Source organism: Plesiocystis pacifica SIR-1 (assembly GCF_000170895.1).
In the GTDB taxonomy this organism is placed as follows: domain Bacteria; phylum Myxococcota_A; class Polyangia; order Nannocystales; family Nannocystaceae; genus Plesiocystis; species Plesiocystis pacifica.
In genome coordinates this window covers 101692-120528 of the sequence record NZ_ABCS01000007.1, presented here as the reverse complement: position 1 = coordinate 120528, position 18837 = coordinate 101692, and the positions used below count along the sequence as shown (strand labels likewise).

Here is an 18837-nt window from a genome sequence, read left to right as displayed (position 1 = left end):
GTGCTATCTGGCGGGGCGAGGGGGCGTTGTCTGGCGAGGAGGAAGGTGCTGTCTGGTGGGGCGTGGTCTGGCGGGGGTGTCAGAACGGCCAGCCGCCTGGGTTTTGGCGGACGCGCTGGTTTGGGAGCGGGAACATGAATTCCCTGAAGTGCTTCTCGCGGCACAGGTCGACCTCCCAGACGTCGCCGTCCATGCCGTTGGTGTGCTGACGATCCTCGGGCAGGAGCGGGCGCAGCAGCGGCGGCAGGGTCAGGGCGACGACGGCGACGAGGGCCGAGGCGGCCGCGAGCACGCGCAGGGGGTAGTCGTGGACGCGGCAGGCGTCGCGCAGGAAGGCGCGCAGGCCCGGGGCGAGCTGGGCGACGCGGACCAGCAGGGTCGAGGCCAGGTAGATCCACACCCAAAACGAGGTGAACAGGCTCGAGTAGATGTAGACGCCCGAGACGTCGTAGTTGAGGGTGCCCGGCGGCGTGCTGAAGGTCAGGCCGGCGACGAAGATGTCGACCATGCGGGCGAAGCTCAGGCTCTCGCGGTCGAGGCAGCCCACGGCGTAGTCGGCCCCCTCGGGGACCAGGGGCAGGGCCAGCCAAAACGACAGGAACACGAAGCCGAACACGATCGCCATGGACGCGACGACGTCGACGGCGAGCCAGCCCAGGCGGGCCAGCGGGCCGCGGGCCGCGGCCATGCGCCCGAGCACGAAGCGGCTCTCGACCAGGGAGAGGTAGTCGGGGATCAGGTTGGTCGCGATGGTCGCCCCGCCGTAGAGCAGGCCGAGCAGGGCGACGTTCGTGCCCGAGCTGGGGGCCTCGGCGAGGGCGCCCTTGTTGGCCAGCCAGACCAGGGCGGCGGCGATCAGCGCGATCCCCGAGGCGAGCAGCGAGCGCCCCAATCGCGGGAGGTGGAGCTCGACGCCGAGCACGGAGACCGCGCGGGTCCGGAACAGCGCGTCGAACCACTCGATGAAGGCCTGCGGCAGGGTGTCGACGCGGGCCTCGGCGGGGAGCTCGTCGATGAGCCAGCCGCCCAGGGAGCGGCGGCGCTCGACGCCCAAGGCGCGGTCACCGAGGACGAAGAGTCCGGCGACCAGGACCACGATGAGCGCGCAGGCGAAGAGCATGCTGCCGCCGGGGGAACCGAGCATGGAGACAGCATAGCGGGACCGCGGGGTCCCCGTGGGAATTGGGCCAGAACGATGAAATCTGCGCACGAGGGGGCGGTCATTCGTCACCTCTGCGATGCTCAGCGGGCACGCCCACGCAGCAGCCCCCGGGTATCTGGTGGACCCGGTCTCGGCCATGTCCGCCCACCACCAAGTTCAAGCTGGCACCATGCGCTCTCGTGAACCCTCCGTCCGCGCGCGGGAGCTCCTCTATCGGATCTCGAGCGTGGAGGATTGGAAGCGCTGTCTGGACGAGGGCGAGCTCCCGCCCACGAGCCTCGACGCCCGCGACGGCTTCGTCCACCTGTCGACGATCAGCCAGGTCGCGCCGACGCTGGCCCGGCACTTCGCGGGCCGCGACGACCTGGTGCTGCTGACCGTCGACGTCGAGCTGCTCCTCGACGGCAGCCTGCGCTTCGAGGCGCCCGAGCGCGGCGGCCCCGACCGGGCCCACGAGCGCTTCCCCCACTACTACGGCGAGATCCCCCGGTCCGCGGTGATCGACTCGGTCCGCCTGATGCCCGGCGAGGGCGGCGTGCATCGGCTGCCGGCGGCGCTGGTCCGCGAGGCGGAGCGCGAGCGCGAGCGGGAGAACCTCGGCATCGAGACCCTGTGGATGCGGGTGGTCTGGGACCCCACCCGGGGCATTGCTCTGCTCGAGTACCCCCGCGCGACCCGCATCGAGGACGAGGCCGGGATGCTCGCGCTGGAGGCCGAGCTCGAGCGTCGGCTCGAGGCGCTGACGGCAGGTCGCGGGAAGATCCCGCTGGTCATCGGCGTGGACAATCTGTGGGTCGCGCCCAAGCTGGTGCGGCGCTATCGCGAGCTCGCCGAGAAGCTGACCTCGCGGGCCTTCGCCCGGGTCGCGCGGTGGAGCAGCAGCGAGCGCACGCGGCAGTTCTTCGCCCACCACAACGTCGGCGCGTCCGCTCCGGCCTCGGTGTTCGACAGCCGCGAACGGGCGATCGCCTTCGTGCTCGACACCGGCCCGGACCCCAGCGCGGACGCCTAGCCTCCGGACGTGTGCCGACCATCCCCCGTATACTCCCTGGGATGGCCAGTTCGGAGCAGGGGGGACCGACGGGGCGCGAGCGCGACGAGCTCGCCACCAGGTTGCTCCACCGCCTGCGCCGATTGTTGCGCGAGCTGCCCGACGAGGCCGTCGAGGGGCCGATCGAGGCGGCCTTCGAGGAGCTGCGCGCGCTCGCGGCCGACGGGCGCGGGCGGTGCACGGACGCCCTCGCGGGCGCGCTGCTCGACGCGCAGATCCTCGCCCTCGAGCGAGGCGACCGGGGCGAAGCCTGGCGCCGCCTCGACGAGCTCCGCGCGCGCCTGCACGGCAGCGGCGCGCCGGACCTGCTCCAAGACCGACTCGCCGCGGCGCTGTTCAACGCGCACCGCGGCGGCCTGCTCCTCGACGACGAGCCCATGCGCCTGGCGGCCCTCGAGGAGCTGCGCATGCGGGCGCGCTTCGACCCGTCCGCGGCGGCCTGCCGCGTGGCCCTGGCCGAGCTCCTCGCCGATCGCGTCGCGACGAGCTGCGAGGACGGCGACGAAGCTCGGGTGGCGGAGAGCCTCGCCGAGCTCGAGCAGCTCGAGCGCCACGATCGAGGCTTTCGCGTGGCCCGAGAGCTCGCCCGGGCGCTGCGCGAGCAGCTCGTCGCCTTCCCGGCCCGGGAGGTCGAGGCGCTGGCCAGGCTCCGCGCCCTGGGTGAGGCCCACGAGGACGGCCGCGTCGACCTCGAGCGCGCCCGGGCGCTGGGCCGCGCGCACGCTCGCCATCGAAGCGCCGCCGTGGACGAGGACGAGGACGCGGACGCAGACGAAGCGGGCGAGAGCGCCGACGAGCGCGCGGACGCGGCCCTCGAGGCCTTGCGGGCGCTGGTCCGAGCGCGCGGCGAGGGCGAGCCGAGCCTGGTCCGGGAGCTCGCGCGGGTGCTCCGGGACGTCGCCGTGTTTGGCCTGGGCGCGTGGGAGTCGGAGGGCGCCGGCGCCGGTCTGCCGGGCGCCGCCGAGCGAGGCCTCAACGAGCTGCGCCTGATCCACGAGCGCCACCCCGCCGACCTCGAGCTCGGCCACATCTTGCTCGAGGCGCTGCTGCAGGTGCACCTCAACGCCGCGGAGCTCGGCCTCGACGAGGTCTGCGAGTACCTCCAGGCCGAGGCCGACAGCCTCCTCGATCACCACACCGAGGCCGAGGCGGACGCAGGCGCTCGGGCCAAGCAGCGCACCCAGCGTCAGCTCGGTCCGCGCGCCGGGAGCGAGCGCGAGGTCGAGCTGCTGCTCGCCCTGCGTCGGGAGCACCTGCGCATGCTGGTGACCACGCACGCGCGGGTCGGGGACCGCGGCGAGTGGGTGCGGGCCGAGCTGCTGCTGAGCCGCGCCCGCAACCTCGTCGACCTGGCGGGGGGCTCGCTCGGCATGGTCGAGCTGTTCGCCCAGATGCTGGTCAACGCCCACGTCGACGCCGGCGACAGCCGCGGGGGAGGCGGCGCGCCCTCGGAGCTCGCCCAGGCCCTGCTCGTCGAGCTCCGCGCCCTCGCCCGCCAGCACCTCGGCTCGTCCGCGCTGCAGCGTCACCTCGCCACGGCGCTGTTCAACGCCCACGTCGACGCGTCCCGGCGCAGCGAGGTCCTCGGCGGAGATCTGCGCGCGAGCGAGGCGCTGCTCGAGGAGCTCGAGGCCCTGTGCCGCGCCAACCCGGGGCAGCTCGAGCTGCCTCGCCGGCTGATCATGGCGCTGGTCAACCACCACGGCATGGCCCTCGAGCGGGGCGATCGGGATCGGGGCGCGGTGCTGCTCGCCCGGATCCGCGAGCTGGGCTCGGGCCCCGAGGCGGACGATCACCTGCGCGTGCAGCTGGCCATGGCGCTGGGCAACACCCTGGCGCACAGCGAGTCCTTCGGTCTCGGTCAAGACAGCGCCCGCCTCGCGCACGAGTTGCGCGTGCTCGCGGCTCGCAAGGACGCCTCGCCGACGCTGCGCGCTCTGGTGCTCGAAGAGCTGTCCGAGCGTTTTGCCCCCAAGCAGTGAGGGGTGTGGGCGTGGGTGATCCATCGATCATCACCCGTCGAGGGCATTGGCCATGGACCACAAAGAGGCCCGTGGTCCCGCCGAGGGGCGAGAGTGCACTTGTGGTTCAGTGGGTCATTCCTGGCCGAGAACGGCGGTGCACATTGCCCCTAGGGCGGCGGCGGTAGATGACCAGCCGATCATCGAGGCGCGCAGGGCATGACGCGCATGGGGCACGACCCCACCCTCAAGATCGGTCTGGCCGCCCGAGATCGCACGCTGACGCCAGCTTGGTAGCTGTGGGTCGGGTTTTCATGCCAAAACTAGGGACACCCTGACGCAGGGTCAATCCACGCATGGGACTGCCGATCACCGGCTACTCGACCGTCGAGCTCATCCGGGCAACGCGGTTCTCCAGAACCTATGAGGCCGTCCGCGATGACGGGCTCGAGGTGATCGCGCGTGTGTTCGACCTGAGCGTGGCGGGGGTCGGCGATCATCTCGCCTTCGAGTGCGAGCTGGCCCGGGCCCACGAGCTGCGCGGGGTGGTGCCGATCGTCGGCGTCGAGCAGACCCGAGAGCAGCTGGTCGTGCTGTCCGAGCGGGTGCCGAGCGTCGACCTCTCGGAGTTCAGCGCCAACCAGGCCATGCCCCTGGACACCTTCTTGCCGGTCGCCCGGGAGCTGGCCGAGGCCCTGGTGCAGCTCCACGCCCGGCGCCTGCTCGCGTGGACCCTGAGCCCGGCCTCGGTCCGCGTGGGCCACGGCGGCGGGGAGGTCTACGTCCTCGACTTCGGGACCGCGGCGGCCATCGAGCACGAGCTCCTCGACCCCGACGACATCGAGCTCTACGCCAACATGGTCCGCTACGCCGCGCCCGAGCTCAGCGGTCGCACGCGCCATCAACCCGGGCCGCACACGGACCTCTACGCCCTCGGCGCGACCTTCTACGAGCTGCTCACGGGCGTCCCGCCCTTCGCGGGCGACTCCGCCGAGGAGCTCGAGGACGCGCACCTGTTCGAGACCCCCGAGCCGCCCAACCTGCACCGCCCGGAGCTGCCGCCGGCCCTCGATCGTCTGGTCATGAAGCTGCTCGAGAAGCAGCCCGAGGACCGCTACCACAGCGCCGTGGGGGTGGCCGCGGACCTGCGCCGGCTCAAGGCCGAGGTCGACGCGGGCACGGAGCTGGCCGAGGTCGAGTTCGAGCTGGGCGTCGCCGACGTGCTCGAGCTGCCGGCGCTCTCGGGGGCGCTGCACGGCCGCGAGCGCGAGCTGACCTTGCTGACCAGCGAGCTCGAGCGGGCGGCGCGGGGCGATCGGCCGCGGGTGGTGCTGCTCTCGGGGGCCTCGGGCTCGGGCAAGTCGGCGCTGACCGAGGAGCTCGAGGACGTGATGATCCAGCGCCGCGGCCTGCTCGGTCGCGGGAGCTTCGAGGGCAACCGGGCGGTCCCCTACGCCGGCTGGTTCGCGGCCATCGACGACGCCATCGGCCAGCTGCTCCTCGGCCACGAGGAGCTCGGGCGCTTTGAGGTCCTGGTCCGCGAGCGCGTCGGGATCCTCGCGGCGGTGCTCGTCGACTACCTGCCCAACCTGCGCCGCTTGCTCGACGAGCCCGTGGCCGAGCCGGCGGCGATGAGCCTCAACGAGGCCCGCAACCGCTTCCACCTCGCCCTCGCGCGCTTGCTGGGCTGCCTGGCCGAGCTGGGCGACCTGGCGCTGATCCTCGAGAACCTGCACTCGGCGGACTCGGGCAGCCTCGAGCTGCTCAACATCCTGCTCGACCGCAGCGACTGCGGCTCGACCCTGTTCGTGTGCACGAGCCGGCGCGACGCGGTCCACGAGGGCCACCCGATCCGCGTGCTCGCGGCGGCGCTGCGCAACCGCGAGCGCAACGGCCGGGCCGTCGACCTGCGCGCGCTGACGGACTCGGCGGTGACCGAGTTCCTCGACGCCATGCTCGGCATCCGCGACGAGGACTTCGCCCGCTTCATCACCTCGCGGACCTCCAACAACCCCGAGTTCGTGTTCCTGCTGCTCGAGCACCTGCTGCGCATGGGCCTGCTCGAGCGCGTGCTCGTGGACGAGGAGCGAGGGGCTGGTCAGTCGCGTTGGCGGTGGAGCCTCGAGGAGTTCGAGACCGCGTCGATCCCCGCGGACATCTACGGGCTGATCGACGCCCGGGTCAGCGACCTGCCGCGGGACTCGGCGGCCTTGCTGCGCGAGGCCGCGTGCCTGGGCTCGGCCTTCGACCTCAACGAGCTGTGCGTCGCGACCGATCGCGCGCCGCGGGACACCCTGAAGCTGCTCCAGCCCTTGCTCGAGGACGACCTGCTCCTCGCCACGCGCACCGGCTACCGCTTTCGCCGGGCCCGGGTCCGCGAGTTCGCGGTCAACCAGATGAGCGCGACGACGCGGCGCGAGCTCTACACCCGCCGCGGCCGGGCCCTGCTCGAGGGCGAGCCGACGCGGCTCGAGTTCTTCACGGCCGTGCACTACCTGGGCCAAAGCCGCGCCCACGCCGACCACGACGAGCACAGCCGCGCGCGCCTGGTCGCGCTGCAGCTCGAGGCGGGCAAGTGCTGCCTCGAGCTGGCCGCCTACGACATGGCCATGAGCGCGCTCAACATGGCCCTCGAGGTGCTCCACGAGCGCCGGCCCTCGGCCGAGGCGATCGACGATCGATTGTTCGAGATCACCTTGTCTCGGGCCCTCGCGCTGTCGCTCTCGGGCCGCGCCGACGTCGCGACCTCGATCTTCGAGGAGCTCGGCGGCTGGGCCCTCAGCCCGGTCCAGCGCGCCCAGCTGGTCGCCCAGCGCACGCGCCTGCTGGTGCTCCAGGGCGAGGCGGCGGCGGCCCTCGAGGTCGGCCTGCGCGGCCTGGCCGAGTGCGGCTTCAAGCTCAACCGCGAGCCGAGCCGGGTCCGCGTGCTGGTCTCGGTGGTCCGCGCGTGGATGGGCGTGCGCAAGCTGAGCGAGGTCGAGCTGGGCGAGTGGCCGAGCATGACGGACCCGGTCGCGTGCGCGGCCATGGAGATCAGCTCGGCGCTGGTGACCTCGAGCTACATCGTCGCGCCCTTGCTGTTCGCGGAGCTGACGGCCTTCCAGGTCCGCCTGTTCCTCGACCACGGCAAGCACCCGGGGACCGGCTCGGCCTTCGCCCAGCTGGCCATGGCGGTGGGCTGGGTGCTGCGTCGGCCCGTGCCTGCGGGGGCGCTCGCCGACCAGGCCATGGCGCTGGTCGACGGCGAGCAGCCCACGCTCTCGGCCGTGCGCGCCGAGATGGGCGGGGCGCTGTTCGTGTGGCACATGAGCCGGCCCTACAAGGACTGCGTCGCCCGCCTCGACGTGACCTACGAGCGGGCGCTGGTGATCGGCGACTTCGAGAACGCGGGCTACGTCGCGGCCCTCGGCCTGAGCGTGCACCCCGAGGTCGGGACGGACCTGCGCGGCCTGCTGGAGTTCACCCAGCGCGTCCACCAGGACATCGGCGCGCGGCTGTCCAAGGGCATCTCCGAGATCTTTCGGGTCAACGGCAGCCTGCTCGCGGCCCTGGTCGGTGACCTCGACGCCGAATTCGGGGAGCTCGCGCGCGACGAGGACACCCCGCGGGTCGTGCCCGTCGAGCCCGGCGAGTTCGACCCCGAGACGGACAACCGGGTGTGGTTCTACGCCAACTGCGTGGTCCGGGCGATGTTCCACCTGATCATGGGCGAGGCCGAGGCCGCGCTCGCCTACTGCCTGCGCATCACCGACTTCGCCGAGGTCCTGCGCGGCTCGTGGTCGACCCCGCGGGCGGCCCTGCTCTACGCCCTGGCCACGGCCATGGAGCTCGAGCGCGAGGGCGCCGAGCTCGACGGCCGGGGCCACCGTCGACGCCGCCGGGTGATCGTCGAGCAGCTCGACCTGCTGCAGCGCTGGGCCCACGACAGCCCGCACAATTTCGGCCACTACCGCGACTTCGTGGCCGCCGAGCTCGCCGTCCTCGACGGCGACGACGAGCGCGCCATGGGCCTCTACGAGCAGACCCGGGCCGAGGCCAACGTCCGCGGGTGCCTCTACGTCGCGGCCCTGGCCTGCGAGCGCATGGCCGCCCACATGGAGCGCCGGGCCTACGCCGTGCTCGCCCAGGGGCCGCGCCAGGAGGCCTGGGAGCTCTACCGGCTGTGGGGCGCGCGGGCCAAGCTGCGCCAGCTCGAGGACCAGTTCGGGCTCAACGACAACGACGCCATCCCCACGCGGCGGGCCAAGGGCCGCGGCTCGAGCAGCAACCGCCACGCGAACCTGGCCCTCGACCTCGAGACGATCACGACCACGCTGACCGCGATCTCCGAGGAGCTCGACCCCGAGGCGGTGATCTGCAAGGTGCTCGAGGCGGCGATGACCAACGCCGGGGCCGACCGCGGCGCGCTCTTGGTCGAGACCGAGGACGGCCTGTGCCTGGCGGCCCTGGGCGGCATGAGCCGGCGGGTCCAGACCATCGTCCCGCCCCTCGAGCTCGGCAGCGCCGCGGCCATGGTCCCGGTCTCCGTCGTCGAGTACGTGATCCGCACCGACAAGACCGTGGTCCTCGACGACGCCCGCGTCGACGTGCGCTTCGCCTCGGACTCCTACATCAGCCGGACGGGGGTGCGCTCGCTGCTGTGCATGCCGATCGGCAAGGGCAAGCGCCGGCTCGGGGCGCTGGTGCTCGAGAACCGCCAGTCGGCGTCCTGCTTCAGCGAGGACCGCCTGGGCGTGCTCGACTTCGTGGCTGCTCAGGCCGGCGGCGCCCTCGACAACGCCAACCTCTACCGGGCCCTGCGCCGCAGCGAGGTCCAGTGGCGCTCGCTGGTCGACGGCGCCCCGGACATCATCGCGCTGCTCGACGACCACGGCGACCTGACCTTCGTCAACCGCCCGCTGCCGGGCTGGGTGCCCGGGCAGGCCCCGGCGATGGAGGACGAGAGCGTCGAGGTCTGGGAGGGCGCGATCGAGGCCGCGCTCGAGCAGGGCCGCCGGGGCGAGGCCGAGATCTGCATCACCAAGGCGGCCTCCTCGGGGCGGGGCAAGGGCACGCGGCGCTGGTACGAGGCCCACATCGCGCCCATCGAGATCGAGGACGAGCCGCGCCGGGTCATGGTCATCGCGACCGAGATCACCGAGCGCAAGAACGCCGACGCGCGCCGCCTCGAGCTCGAGGCCCAGCTGCGCCAGCAGCAGCGCCTCGAGTCCATCGGCACCCTGGCCAGCGGCGTCGCCCACGAGATCAACAACCCGGTCCAGGGCATCCTCAACTACGCCGAGCTGCTCGGCATGAGCCGCGAGGAGCCCGAGCTGGTCAGCGAGTTCGCGGGCGAGATCGCCGGCGAGGCCGAGCGCGTGGCGACCATCGTCCGCGACCTGCTGGCCTTCTCGCGCCGGGACAACGCGCCCAAGCGCACGCCCACGCAGATCAGCAAGATCGTCGGCTCGACCCTGTCGCTGATCCGCAGCACCCTGCGCAAGGACCAGATCGACCTGCGCAACGAGATCCCCATCAACCTGCCGGAGGTGCTGTGCCACAGCCAGCAGATCCAGCAGATCGTGATGAACCTGGTGACCAACGCCCGCGACGCGATCAACGAGCGCTGGAAGGGCCACGACGAGCGCAAGATCATCCGGCTCAGCGCGGCCGCGGTCCGGGTCCGCGGCGAGCCCGAGCCCGACGAGGACTCGGAGACGCTGGTCGAGGGCGAGGGCCCCGAGTCCAAGGCCGGGCTGACCAAGGGCGACAAGCCCAACAAGGAGACCTCGGGGGTCTCGCCGATCCTGGTCGGCTTCGACGAAGACGCGCGCGATCCAGACGAGGACCCCGACGGCGACCCGCGCTGGGTCCGGCTCTCGGTCACCGACACCGGCACCGGCATCCCCGACGAGGTCCTCGCCCACATCTTCGACCCCTTCTTCACCACCAAGGGACGCGACCAGGGCACGGGCCTGGGGCTCTCGCTGAGCCACGGCATCGCCCGGGATCACGGCGGCGAGCTGTGGGTCGAGACGAAGCCGGGGGAGGGCACGACCTTCCACCTCGACCTGCCGGTGGTGATGCCGGGCGAGTACCAGGACTAGCGGTGCACCCGGCACAGGGTCGCCACGAGGTACTCGCCCTCGGAGAAGCCCAGGGGCACGGGGTGGTCGAAGCCGGCCCCGCTGCGCTCGAGCACCTGCAGCTCGACCTTGCACGCTCGCGCGGCCTTGAGCAGGGTGTCCTCGAAGGCGGCGCGGTCGACCTGGCTCGAGCACGAGGCGCCCAGGTAGAGCCCGCCGTCGGCGACGATCGGCAAGGCGGCGGTGTGCAGGGCTCGGTAGGCGGCGAGGCCCTTGTCCCGGGCGCTCTTGCGCGGGGCGAAGCTGGGCGGATCGGCGATGACCAGGTCGAAGGGAGCCCGCTCGCGCTGCTCGGCCAGCCAGCGCTCGACCTCGACGGGGGCGGCGCGGTGGCGGTGGGGCTCGAGGGCGTTGAGCTGCCACGAGCGCGTGGCCAGGTCGAGGGCCGGGGCGGCGACGTCGACGGTGACCACCTCGGCGGCCCCGCCGAGGCCCGCGGCGATGGAGAAGCCCCCGGTGTAGCCGAACAGGTTGACGACCCGCGGCGCCGCGACGCCGGCCGCGACCAAGCTGGCGACCCGCGCCCGGACGCTGCGGCGGTTGGGGCGGTGGTCGAGGAACATGCCGGTCTTTTGCCCGTGGACCAGGTCGACCAGCAGGTCCATGCCGTGCTCGCGCATGACGATGGGCGCCCTGGGCAGCCGGCCGTAGATGGGCTCGACGCGCTTTTGCTCGCCCTTGCCCTGGCGGCGCAGGAACGCCGAGACCCCGCGGGCGCGCAGGCGCTGGGCGAGGCGGTCTTCGATCACGGCGCGCCAGCCCTCGATGGCCTCGCCGTCGAGGCGGAGCACGGCGTGGTCGGCGTAGCGATCGCAGACGACCCCGGGCAGCCGGTCGCCCTCGCCGTGGACCAGGCGCAGGCCGTCGGTGTCGGCGGGGGCGAAGCGGTCACGCAAGAGCAGCGCGGCGTCGAGGCGCTCGGCGATCAGCGCGGCGTCGACGGGTCGGTCTCGGCGTGTGAACACGCGCACGCCGATGGGCCCAGACTCCGCGAGGCCGCGGGCCAGGAAGCGGCCCTGGCGGTCGAGGACGGTGACGACCGTGCCCGGCGGCGGGAGCCGTGCGAAGCGCTCGTCGAGGGCGTCGCGGAAGATCCACGGGTGGCCCTGGCCCACGGCGCGCTCGAGGGCCTTGGCGAGCTTGACCCGGTGCCGGGTGTTCGCGCCCCCAGAGCCCCGCGGGGGCCCTCCCTTGCCCGAGGGTCCGCGCCCCCGGCCGTGTTTGGCTCGGCTCGCCACGATGCGCGAGTGTCGGCCGCGGACGCTCGACAGACAAGGGGGGATCGATCATGCTCTCGACCCCATGGCACAGCCGGATCCCTATCTGTCCCACTGGGCCGACCACGCCGCGGCGCGGACCATCGCCGCGCACCCCGAGGCCGAGCTCTACACCGTCGCCGCGGGCATCACCCCCTCCGGGGTGGTCCACGTCGGCAACTTCCGCGAGATCATCACCGTCGATCTCGTCGCCCGCGCCCTGCGTGATCGACTGGGCGAGCAGGGCAAGAAGGTCCGCTTCATCTACTCCTGGGACGACTTCGACGTGTTCCGCAAGGTGCCCAAGGGCATGCCGCAGCAGGACATGCTGACGGACAACCTGCGCCGCAGCATCGCCGACGTCCCCGACCCCTACGGCGAGCTCGACAGCTACGCGTCCAACAACATCGCGGCGCTCGAGCGCAGCATCGAGCCGCTGGGCATCGACTGCGAGTTCATCCGCCAGTCCAAGCGCTACCGCGCCGGGGCCTACGCCGAGGGCATCCGCAAGGCCCTTCAGAACACCGCCGCGATCAAGGCGATCCTCGATCAGTACCGCCGCGAGCCCCTGCCCGAGAGCTGGCTGCCGATCGCCGGCTTCGACCCCGAGACCGGCCGCGACGACCTGAGCTTCACCTGGGACCCCGAGGAGAACGAGGGCTGGACCGTGCGCTACCGCGTGGAGTCCACGGGCCGCGAGGGCGCCTTTGACCTGCGCGAGGGCGGCGACGTCAAGCTGCTGTGGCGCATCGACTGGCCGATGCGCTGGGCCGAGGAGCAGGTGATGTTCGAGCCCGGCGGCAAGGACCACAGCTCCGAGGGCGGCAGCTACGACACCGCCAAGCAGATCGTCGATCAGGTCTACGGAGGTTGGGCGCCGGCCTACGTCGCCTACGACTTCGTGTCCATCAAGGGCATGGGCGGCAAGATCTCGAGCTCCTCGGGCAACGTCGTCACCGTCGAGACCTGCCTGCGGGTCTACGAGCCCAAGATGCTGCGCTGGCTGTTCGCCGCCTACCGGCCCAACACCGAGTTTGCGATCAGCTTCGACCTCGACGTGCTCAAGCTCTACGAGGACTACGACCGGGCCGTGCGCCTGGCCCACGAGGCCCTCGACGGCGGGCGCAAGGACAAAAAGCGGACCGTCGCGCGGCGCACCCTCGACCTGGCCGACCCGGCGGGCGAGCGCATCGAGGCCGGGACCACTCCGCCATTCCAGCCCAGCTTCCGGCCGCTGTCGGTGATCCTGCAGATCTACGACGGCGACATCGACCGGGCCCGGAGCCACTACGAGGCCACGGGCGAGCTGAACACCGAGCGCGAGCGGGCGCTCTTCGACCAGCGGGCGCGCTGCGTGTGGAACTGGATCGAGGACCACGCCCCCGAGTCCTTCCGCTACCGGATCCGCCGCGAGCCGATCCGCCGCAGCCTCGAGGGCGAGGCCAAGGTCGCCCTCGAGCGCCTGGTCACCGCGCTGAAGGCCAACCCGAGCGCGAGCGAGGCCGAGCTCATCCCCGTGATGAAGACTCTGTTCGAGGGCCTCGAGCTCGGACCCAAGCAGTTCTTCCCGGTGGTCTACGACCTGATCCTCGACCGCGAAAAGGGCCCCAAGCTGACCTCGCTGATGACGGTCATGGGCATCGAGCGGGCCATCGGCCTGCTCGAGGGCGGGCTCTGAGCCGACTCTGACTTTGCCCTGACTCGAGCCCGGGGGCGCTTCGCCGCCGCCGAGCGTCAGGGGGTCACCGCGATGGACGCGAAGGGCTGCTCGAGGGAGACGAGGGCCTCGCTGGTCCGCTGCTCTCGCTCGACCAGCTCGCCGCCTTGAACCGTGAACCAGGGCTTGTTCTTGCTCTGGACCCGCGTCTGGATGACCAGATCGTTGCCGTCGAGGTAGAACGCGGGCGACTGCAGCCCGGGCTCTTCGAAGGCCTTGCCCTCGCCGCTCTCGAGGTCGATGAAGCCCAGGGGCGCGGGGGTCTTGCAGGCGCCGAGGTAGAGCTTGCCGTCGTGGATGGCGATGTCCCCGTGGACCTCGCGGGTGGGCGCCTCGAAGCGGCGGAAGCGGTCGGTCTCGGCGTCCCAGACGATCAGCAGGCCCGAGTGGACCTCGCCGTCGGGGTCGTGGGCGCCGAAGGCCAGGTAGCGCTGGCCGGCGAAGAAGGGCCGGGCGGAGCTGCTCAGCTGGGCCTCCTCGTAGGCGAGCAGCGCCCCGTCGTGGTCGCGGGCGACGAGCACCACGGCCCCGAACTCGTCGGCGTTGAACCACCACTCGAGCTGGTCCCCGGCGACGGTGGTCGCGGCGCGCCGATCGAAGCCCAGGGCCAGGCGCGCGTCGAGGCGCCGCGCGAGCTCGACGGCGGGGTCCGACTTCGCGTCCACTTCAGCCGTGAGAGTCGGGCCCTGCGACGCGGACGCCGAGGGCGCGTCGACGGGCGCTGCGTCCTCGGCGGGCGGCTCGTGCTCTGCCCCGGTGCTGGCGCTGCCTCCCGAGCAAGCGAGGAGGGCGAGGCAGACGAGCGCAGGGCCGAGGCGAGCCACCATGGACATGGAGACGGACGGTGCCCGGTGCAGATTCCCCCGCGTGAGCGATGGCGATTACAGGCCGGTGTCCGCCGCTGCTAAGGTCGCGGCCATGGGTCTGCCCGCCGCCCTCCGCCTCCCCGAGCCCGACGAGCGCGTCGAGGGCTGGCACATCTCCCCGCTGGTCGATCTGTCCGCCTACGCCCTGAGCTGGGTGTGGGTGCTCGTGCCCTTGCTGCTGCTCGGGCCGGCCCGCGCGGACTACCTGTGGGTCTACCTGGCGGTCATCGCGATCACCGACCTGCACCGCCACTTCGGCCTGCCCTACGTCTACCTCGACAGCCAGGTCCGCGAGCGCTACCCCGCGCGCTTTTGGCTGCTCCCGGCCCTGTTCTTCGTGGCCTTCGCGGCCAGCCCCACGCTGGTCCGCTCTGATCTGACCCTCGGCGCTGGGGGCCTGTGCGCGATCGGGGCGGGGGTCGTGCTGCTCGTCCAGATCATGCGCCGCGACGGGGGCCCGGACGCGACGCCCCTGCGTCACTTGTTGCCGCTGCTCGGGGCGGCCTACGGCGTCGCGGGTGGGCTGACCTTCGGGGTGCAGGGTATCGACGGCGGGTGGTGGTTCTACGCCGCCGCGCTCGGGGCCTCGACCTGGATCGACTGGCGGCGGCTGTCCCTGGCCAAGACGGCGCCAGCCGAGACTGAGGCTGGCAAGGAGCAGGCCATCGCCGTGTCCGGCGGGCGGGGCTTCGTCGCCTCGGGGATCATCGTGGCGATCCTCGGGGTCGTGCTGCTCGCCGGCTCGACCCTGAGCGAGGTTTCCCTCGACGCCGTGCTCGCGGCGGTCGGCAGCTTCGCGGCGCTGTGGAACTTTTGGCACGTCTACATGCAGAAGTTCGGGATCCTGCGCATGTACAACGCCAAGGCCGGCGGGGCCGCGCCGGCGTGGCTCGACAAGGCCCTGGTGCTGTGCTGGTTGCCGCTCTACTTCGCGTGGCTCGGGCCGATGTACCGGGAGATCGCGGTCGACTACTTCGACGACGCCTCGGCCGTGCTGCCCGGCTTCATCTCGCTGCTCGAGCAGGCCATGCCGGTGACCATACCGGTGACCGTGGGCCTGGTCGTGGTGATCCACATCCTGTGGCTGCACCGCGAGCGCGAGGCTCACGGCCTGCGCTCGGCCCCGCGGCTGTGGATGGTCGGCGGGACCACGGCCCTGGCGCTGTGCTTTTTCGTGTTCGACCCCATCAAGGTCTACATGGCCTTCGCCTTCAGCCACGCCCTCGAGTACTGCGTGTTCGTGTGGGCCTTCCAGCGCAAGCGCTACCACCGGCCGCTGACCCACCGGCCAACCCTGGGCGCGCTGCTGCGTCACCCGGTGGTGTTCTACCTGGGCATGGTCGTAGCCTTCGCCGTGGCCATCGCCCTGCTCAAGTACTGGGGTCGCTACATCGCGCCGGACGCTGATCGCCCCGAGCTGCTCGGCTACCGCACCGCGGTGTGGCTGACCTACTGGGGCATCTACCAGTCGATGATCCACTTTTACTTCGACGGCTTCCTGTGGAAGATGCGGCTGCCCAGCGTACGGGCGAACTTGTGACGCCTTGCTATGCTGGGCGGTGTGAGTCGGGGCCGAGCCAGCAGCGCCATCTTGGTGGTCGAGGACGAGCGGGCGATCCGTGAGGGGATCTGCGACCTGCTCGCCTACCACGGCCACCGGCCCCGAGGCGTGGGCGACGGCGAGGCCGGGCTGCGAGAGGCGCTGACGGGCGCCTACGAGCTGGTCATCCTCGACGTCATGCTGCCGCGCCGCGACGGCTTCTCCGTGTGCGCGGCGCTGCGCGAGGCTCGTCCGGGGCAGGCGATCATGATGCTCACCGCCCGCGGGCGCGAGGCCGACGTGCTGCGCGGCTTCGAGTGCGGCTGCGACGACTACGTCGCCAAGCCCTTTTCGCTCTCGGTCCTGCGCGCGCGCATCGACGCGCTGCTGCGGCGCAGCGCCAAGGGCTCGGGCGGGGACGGGAGCCCGGCCGCTGTCGACGACGCGGGCGCCCCCGAGACCCTGCGCGTGGGCGCGCTCGAGCTCGACCTCGACAACCTGCGCGCTCGCGCGGGCGAGGGCTGCATCGAGCTCACCGCCCGCGACCTGCAGGTGCTGACCTACCTCGCCCGCGAGCGCCACCGCGTGGTCCCGCGGGTCGATCTGCTCCGCGAGGTGTGGGGCTACGAGCGCGCCGAGAAGCTCGAGACGCGCTGCGTGGACATGCACGTGGTCAAGCTGCGCCGGCGCCTGGCCGAGCTCTTCCCGGGCCAGCCCTCGCCCATCGAGACCGTGCGCGGCGTGGGCTATCGGCTGCGCGAGCCCGGCAAAGAGGCGCGTCCGTGAACGAGGGCGAGGCGCTCAGCCCTGGCCGTCGACGGCTGCGGCGGATCCGGGCGATCCTCAGCCTCGCGGCCCTGGGTCTGAGCGTCGGCCTGGGCGCGCTCGTGCTCCGCTCCCTCGAGGACGCCCGGGCGGAGCAGCGCCTGCGCGGAGAGGCCCTGGCCATGCGCATCGTCGGCGAGCTCGACACCAGCCTCGGTCGCTTCGTCGCCGAGGAGCAGGCCCGGCCCTTCGTGCAGTGGCGCGAGGAGTGGGTGCCCCGGCAGGGCGAGGCGGCCGTGGCCTCGCCGCTCGCCGCCGCGCCCGAGCGCGACTTCGTCCTCGGCTACTTCCAGATCGAGCCCGACGGGAGCTTCGCCAGCCCCATGGCGGACGCGTCGCGGGTCGCCATGCTCCGGCCCCTGAGCGCGGACCTCGAGCCCGGCGGCGGGCGCTTTGGCGGCGCCGAGGGCCCCATGTTGGCGGCGGCGAACGAGCCGGTCCAGGTCCAGCAGCGCGCCAACGAGGCCCTGGCCGACCTCGAGATCCAGCAGGCGATCGAGCAGCAGGCCCAAAACCGGCGCAACGACGTCGTCCAAAACCAGCAGGCCAAGTTCGACCCGGACATCGCCCAGCTCGGGAACTTCCTCAATGGAGACGCGCTGGGGAACAAAGGCGGCGTCGGCATTGGGGCCGAGCTCGAGCCGCCCCGCGACGACCTCGACGTGCGCACCACGACCTTCGCCGTCGAGGCCCCGAGCGCCGAGCACCTGCGGCTGCTGCGGACCGTGACCATCGGCGAGCAGGTCTGGGTGCAGGGCGTGGTCGTCGACCGGCGCGCCCTCGAGGCCTGGCTCGAGTCCGAGCTCCTGGGTGAGGCCGAGGCCGAGCTCGGCTCGCGGCTGAGCCTGGACTGGTCCCCCGAGGGCCCCAGCGACGCGGCGTTGGGCCGCTGGGTCCACGCCCTCTCGCCGCCCTTTTCGGGCTTGCCCGTCGCCGTGGAGCTGGGACCGGCGCGAGCCCTGGCCGACCCGGGCGCGCGGGTCAACCTGGCCCTCGCGCTCGCCCTGCTCCTGGCCACCTTCGCCGGCCTCGTGGCCATCGAGCGGACCCTGGCGACGCTGATCCTCGAGGCCGAGGCCCGCGAGCGCTTCGTCGCCGCGGTCACCCACGAGCTGCGCACGCCGCTGACCAGCATCCGCATGTACAGCGAGATGCTCGAGCAGGGCATGGTCGCCGACCCCGAGCGGCGGCGCAGCTACCACGGGACGATCCGGCGCGAGGCGGAGCGCCTGAGCCGGCTGGTGGAGGCCGCGCTGACCCTGTCCCGGATCGAGCGCGCCAAGGCGGGGGACGGGGCCGGGGCCGGACCGGGGGCCGAGGTGGCCGAACTCGGCGGGCTCCTCGACGAGCTGCGCGAGCGCATGGCCCCGCAGATCGAGGCCGCGGGGGTCGAGCTGCGGGCGGAGCTCGAGCCCGCGCTCGCCGACCTCGCGCTCCCGCGGGACGCCCTCGCGCAGATCCTCACCAACCTCGTCGACAACGCCCTCGAGCACGGCGCGGGCGAGGTCGAGCTGTCCGCACGTAGCGAGGGCGGGGGGCTCACCCTGAGCGTCGCCGACCGGGGACCGGGCGTGGATCCAGCCACGCTCCCGCGCATCTTCCAGGCCTTCGTCCGCGCCGAGGCGGCGCACGCCGAGGCTCGCAAGGGCACGGGCATCGGCCTGGCGGTGGTCCGCGGCCTGGTCGAGGAGCTCGGGGGCCGCGTGTGGGCCCGAAACCGCGAAGGCGGCGGCCTCGAGGTTCACGTCGAGCTGCCGCTTCGGTAACCACCTCAGCTAGCCGGGGGCAGGGGCGGGCTCCAGGGCGACCTCGCGGATGTCCACGCCGGCCTCTTCGAACATCCCCCGGCTCATGTCGAAGTCCTCGCGCCAGCGGTCGGGGATCTCGATGGGGCCGGGGAACACGACCTCGTCGACGCCGGCTTGGATCAGCGAGCGAGCGCAGCGGGTGCAGGGCGGCCAGGTCACGTAGGCCGTGCAGCCCTTGAGCGCGACGCCGATGCGGGCGGCGTGCATGATCGCGTTCTCCTCGGCGTGGCAGATCAGCGGGTACTTGAGCGCCCGGTCCTGGAGGCGCTTGGCGCTGTCCTCGATGCCCCGGGGCAGGCCGTTGAAGCCGGCGCTGCGGATCTCCCGGTCGGGGCCGACGACCACGCAGCCGACCTGCGTCGAGGGGTCCTTGCTCCACCCGGAGATGTGCCGGGCGAGTTCGAGGAAGCGGCGGTCCCACTTGAGGCTCATCGCGGTGATGATAGCCAGCTTCGCGGTACTAGAGCGCGCTTTCGAGCGGGGAACGCGACGGGCCGCCGGGTTTTGGGAGCTCGGGAGGGGCCGA

Annotated in this window: 11 protein-coding genes; 7 read left to right on the top strand and 4 right to left on the bottom strand. The window is 72.4% G+C overall.

The window, feature by feature from the left end:
- Nucleotides 1–79: 79 nt before the first annotated feature.
- A complete protein-coding gene (locus PPSIR1_RS05450) occupies nt 80–1144 on the bottom strand; it encodes a hypothetical protein (RefSeq protein WP_157595218.1) in 1065 nt (354 codons plus the stop codon).
- 187 nt (nt 1145–1331) lie between these two features.
- Here PPSIR1_RS05450 and PPSIR1_RS41865 point away from each other — a divergent pair, with 187 nt between their 5' ends.
- The 3 genes from PPSIR1_RS41865 (at nt 1332) to PPSIR1_RS05435 (ending at nt 10260) form a co-directional block, all read left to right on the top strand.
- The gene (locus tag PPSIR1_RS41865) at nt 1332–2174 is read left to right on the top strand and encodes a DUF952 domain-containing protein (protein ID WP_157595217.1); all 843 of its coding nucleotides are present in this window, start codon (nt 1332–1334) and stop codon (nt 2172–2174) included.
- Nucleotides 2175–2215: 41 nt separating this feature from the next.
- The gene (locus PPSIR1_RS05440) at nt 2216–4195 is read left to right on the top strand and encodes a hypothetical protein (protein ID WP_157595216.1); all 1980 of its coding nucleotides are present in this window, start codon (nt 2216–2218) and stop codon (nt 4193–4195) included.
- A gap of 335 nt (nt 4196–4530) precedes the next feature.
- Nucleotides 4531–10260, top strand: a complete 5730-nt coding sequence (locus tag PPSIR1_RS05435; RefSeq protein WP_006969988.1) for an ATP-binding protein — start codon at nt 4531–4533, stop codon at nt 10258–10260.
- Here PPSIR1_RS05435 and PPSIR1_RS05430 read toward each other — a convergent pair.
- Nucleotides 10257–11537, bottom strand: a complete 1281-nt coding sequence (locus tag PPSIR1_RS05430; RefSeq protein ID WP_006969987.1) for a class I SAM-dependent rRNA methyltransferase — start codon at nt 11535–11537, stop codon at nt 10257–10259. The genes PPSIR1_RS05435 and PPSIR1_RS05430 overlap by 4 nt on opposite strands.
- A 64-nt stretch (nt 11538–11601) precedes the next feature.
- Here PPSIR1_RS05430 and lysS point away from each other — a divergent pair, with 64 nt between their 5' ends.
- On the top strand, nt 11602–13233 hold the full coding sequence (gene lysS, locus PPSIR1_RS05425; RefSeq protein ID WP_006969986.1) for a lysine--tRNA ligase: 1632 nt from the start codon (nt 11602–11604) through the stop codon (nt 13231–13233).
- A gap of 56 nt (nt 13234–13289) precedes the next feature.
- On the opposite strand, the gene PPSIR1_RS05420 is transcribed toward lysS, so the two are convergent.
- Complete coding sequence (locus PPSIR1_RS05420) at nt 13290–14105, bottom strand: hypothetical protein (RefSeq protein ID WP_006969985.1); 816 nt, start codon at nt 14103–14105, stop codon at nt 13290–13292.
- Between the two features lie 58 nt (nt 14106–14163).
- Between PPSIR1_RS05420 and PPSIR1_RS05415 the strand changes: the two genes are divergently transcribed.
- The 3 genes from PPSIR1_RS05415 to PPSIR1_RS41860 are packed head-to-tail and all read left to right on the top strand — an operon-like array spanning nt 14164 to nt 18269.
- Nucleotides 14164–15678 (top strand): hypothetical protein, encoded by a 1515-nt coding sequence (locus PPSIR1_RS05415; protein ID WP_157595215.1) that lies wholly within the window; start codon nt 14164–14166, stop codon nt 15676–15678.
- A gap of 21 nt (nt 15679–15699) precedes the next feature.
- On the top strand, nt 15700–16464 hold the full coding sequence (locus PPSIR1_RS05410) for a response regulator transcription factor (protein WP_045115445.1): 765 nt from the start codon (nt 15700–15702) through the stop codon (nt 16462–16464).
- Nucleotides 16461–18269 (top strand): sensor histidine kinase, encoded by a 1809-nt coding sequence (locus PPSIR1_RS41860; RefSeq protein ID WP_006969982.1) that lies wholly within the window; start codon nt 16461–16463, stop codon nt 18267–18269. Before PPSIR1_RS05410 ends, PPSIR1_RS41860 begins: the two co-directional genes overlap by 4 nt.
- A 9-nt stretch (nt 18270–18278) precedes the next feature.
- Here PPSIR1_RS41860 and PPSIR1_RS05400 read toward each other — a convergent pair whose 3' ends face one another.
- A complete protein-coding gene (locus PPSIR1_RS05400; RefSeq protein WP_006969981.1) occupies nt 18279–18743 on the bottom strand; it encodes a deoxycytidylate deaminase in 465 nt (154 codons plus the stop codon).
- Between the last annotated feature and the right edge of the window lie 94 nt (nt 18744–18837).

Excerpts from the sequence above, each read along its gene's own strand:
- PPSIR1_RS05440 (WP_157595216.1), top strand. The coding sequence starts at position 2,216 with ATGGCCAGTTCGGAGCAGGGGGGACCGACGGGGCGCGAGCGCGACGAG.
- PPSIR1_RS05435 (WP_006969988.1), top strand. The coding sequence starts at position 4,531 with ATGGGACTGCCGATCACCGGCTACTCGACCGTCGAGCTCATCCGGGCA.
- lysS (WP_006969986.1), top strand. The coding sequence starts at position 11,602 with ATGGCACAGCCGGATCCCTATCTGTCCCACTGGGCCGACCACGCCGCG.
- PPSIR1_RS05400 (WP_006969981.1), bottom strand. The coding sequence starts at position 18,743 with ATGAGCCTCAAGTGGGACCGCCGCTTCCTCGAACTCGCCCGGCACATC.
- PPSIR1_RS41865 (WP_157595217.1), top strand. The coding sequence starts at position 1,332 with ATGCGCTCTCGTGAACCCTCCGTCCGCGCGCGGGAGCTCCTCTATCGG.
- PPSIR1_RS05450 (WP_157595218.1), bottom strand. The coding sequence starts at position 1,144 with ATGCTCGGTTCCCCCGGCGGCAGCATGCTCTTCGCCTGCGCGCTCATC.
- PPSIR1_RS05420 (WP_006969985.1), bottom strand. The coding sequence starts at position 14,105 with ATGTCCATGGTGGCTCGCCTCGGCCCTGCGCTCGTCTGCCTCGCCCTC.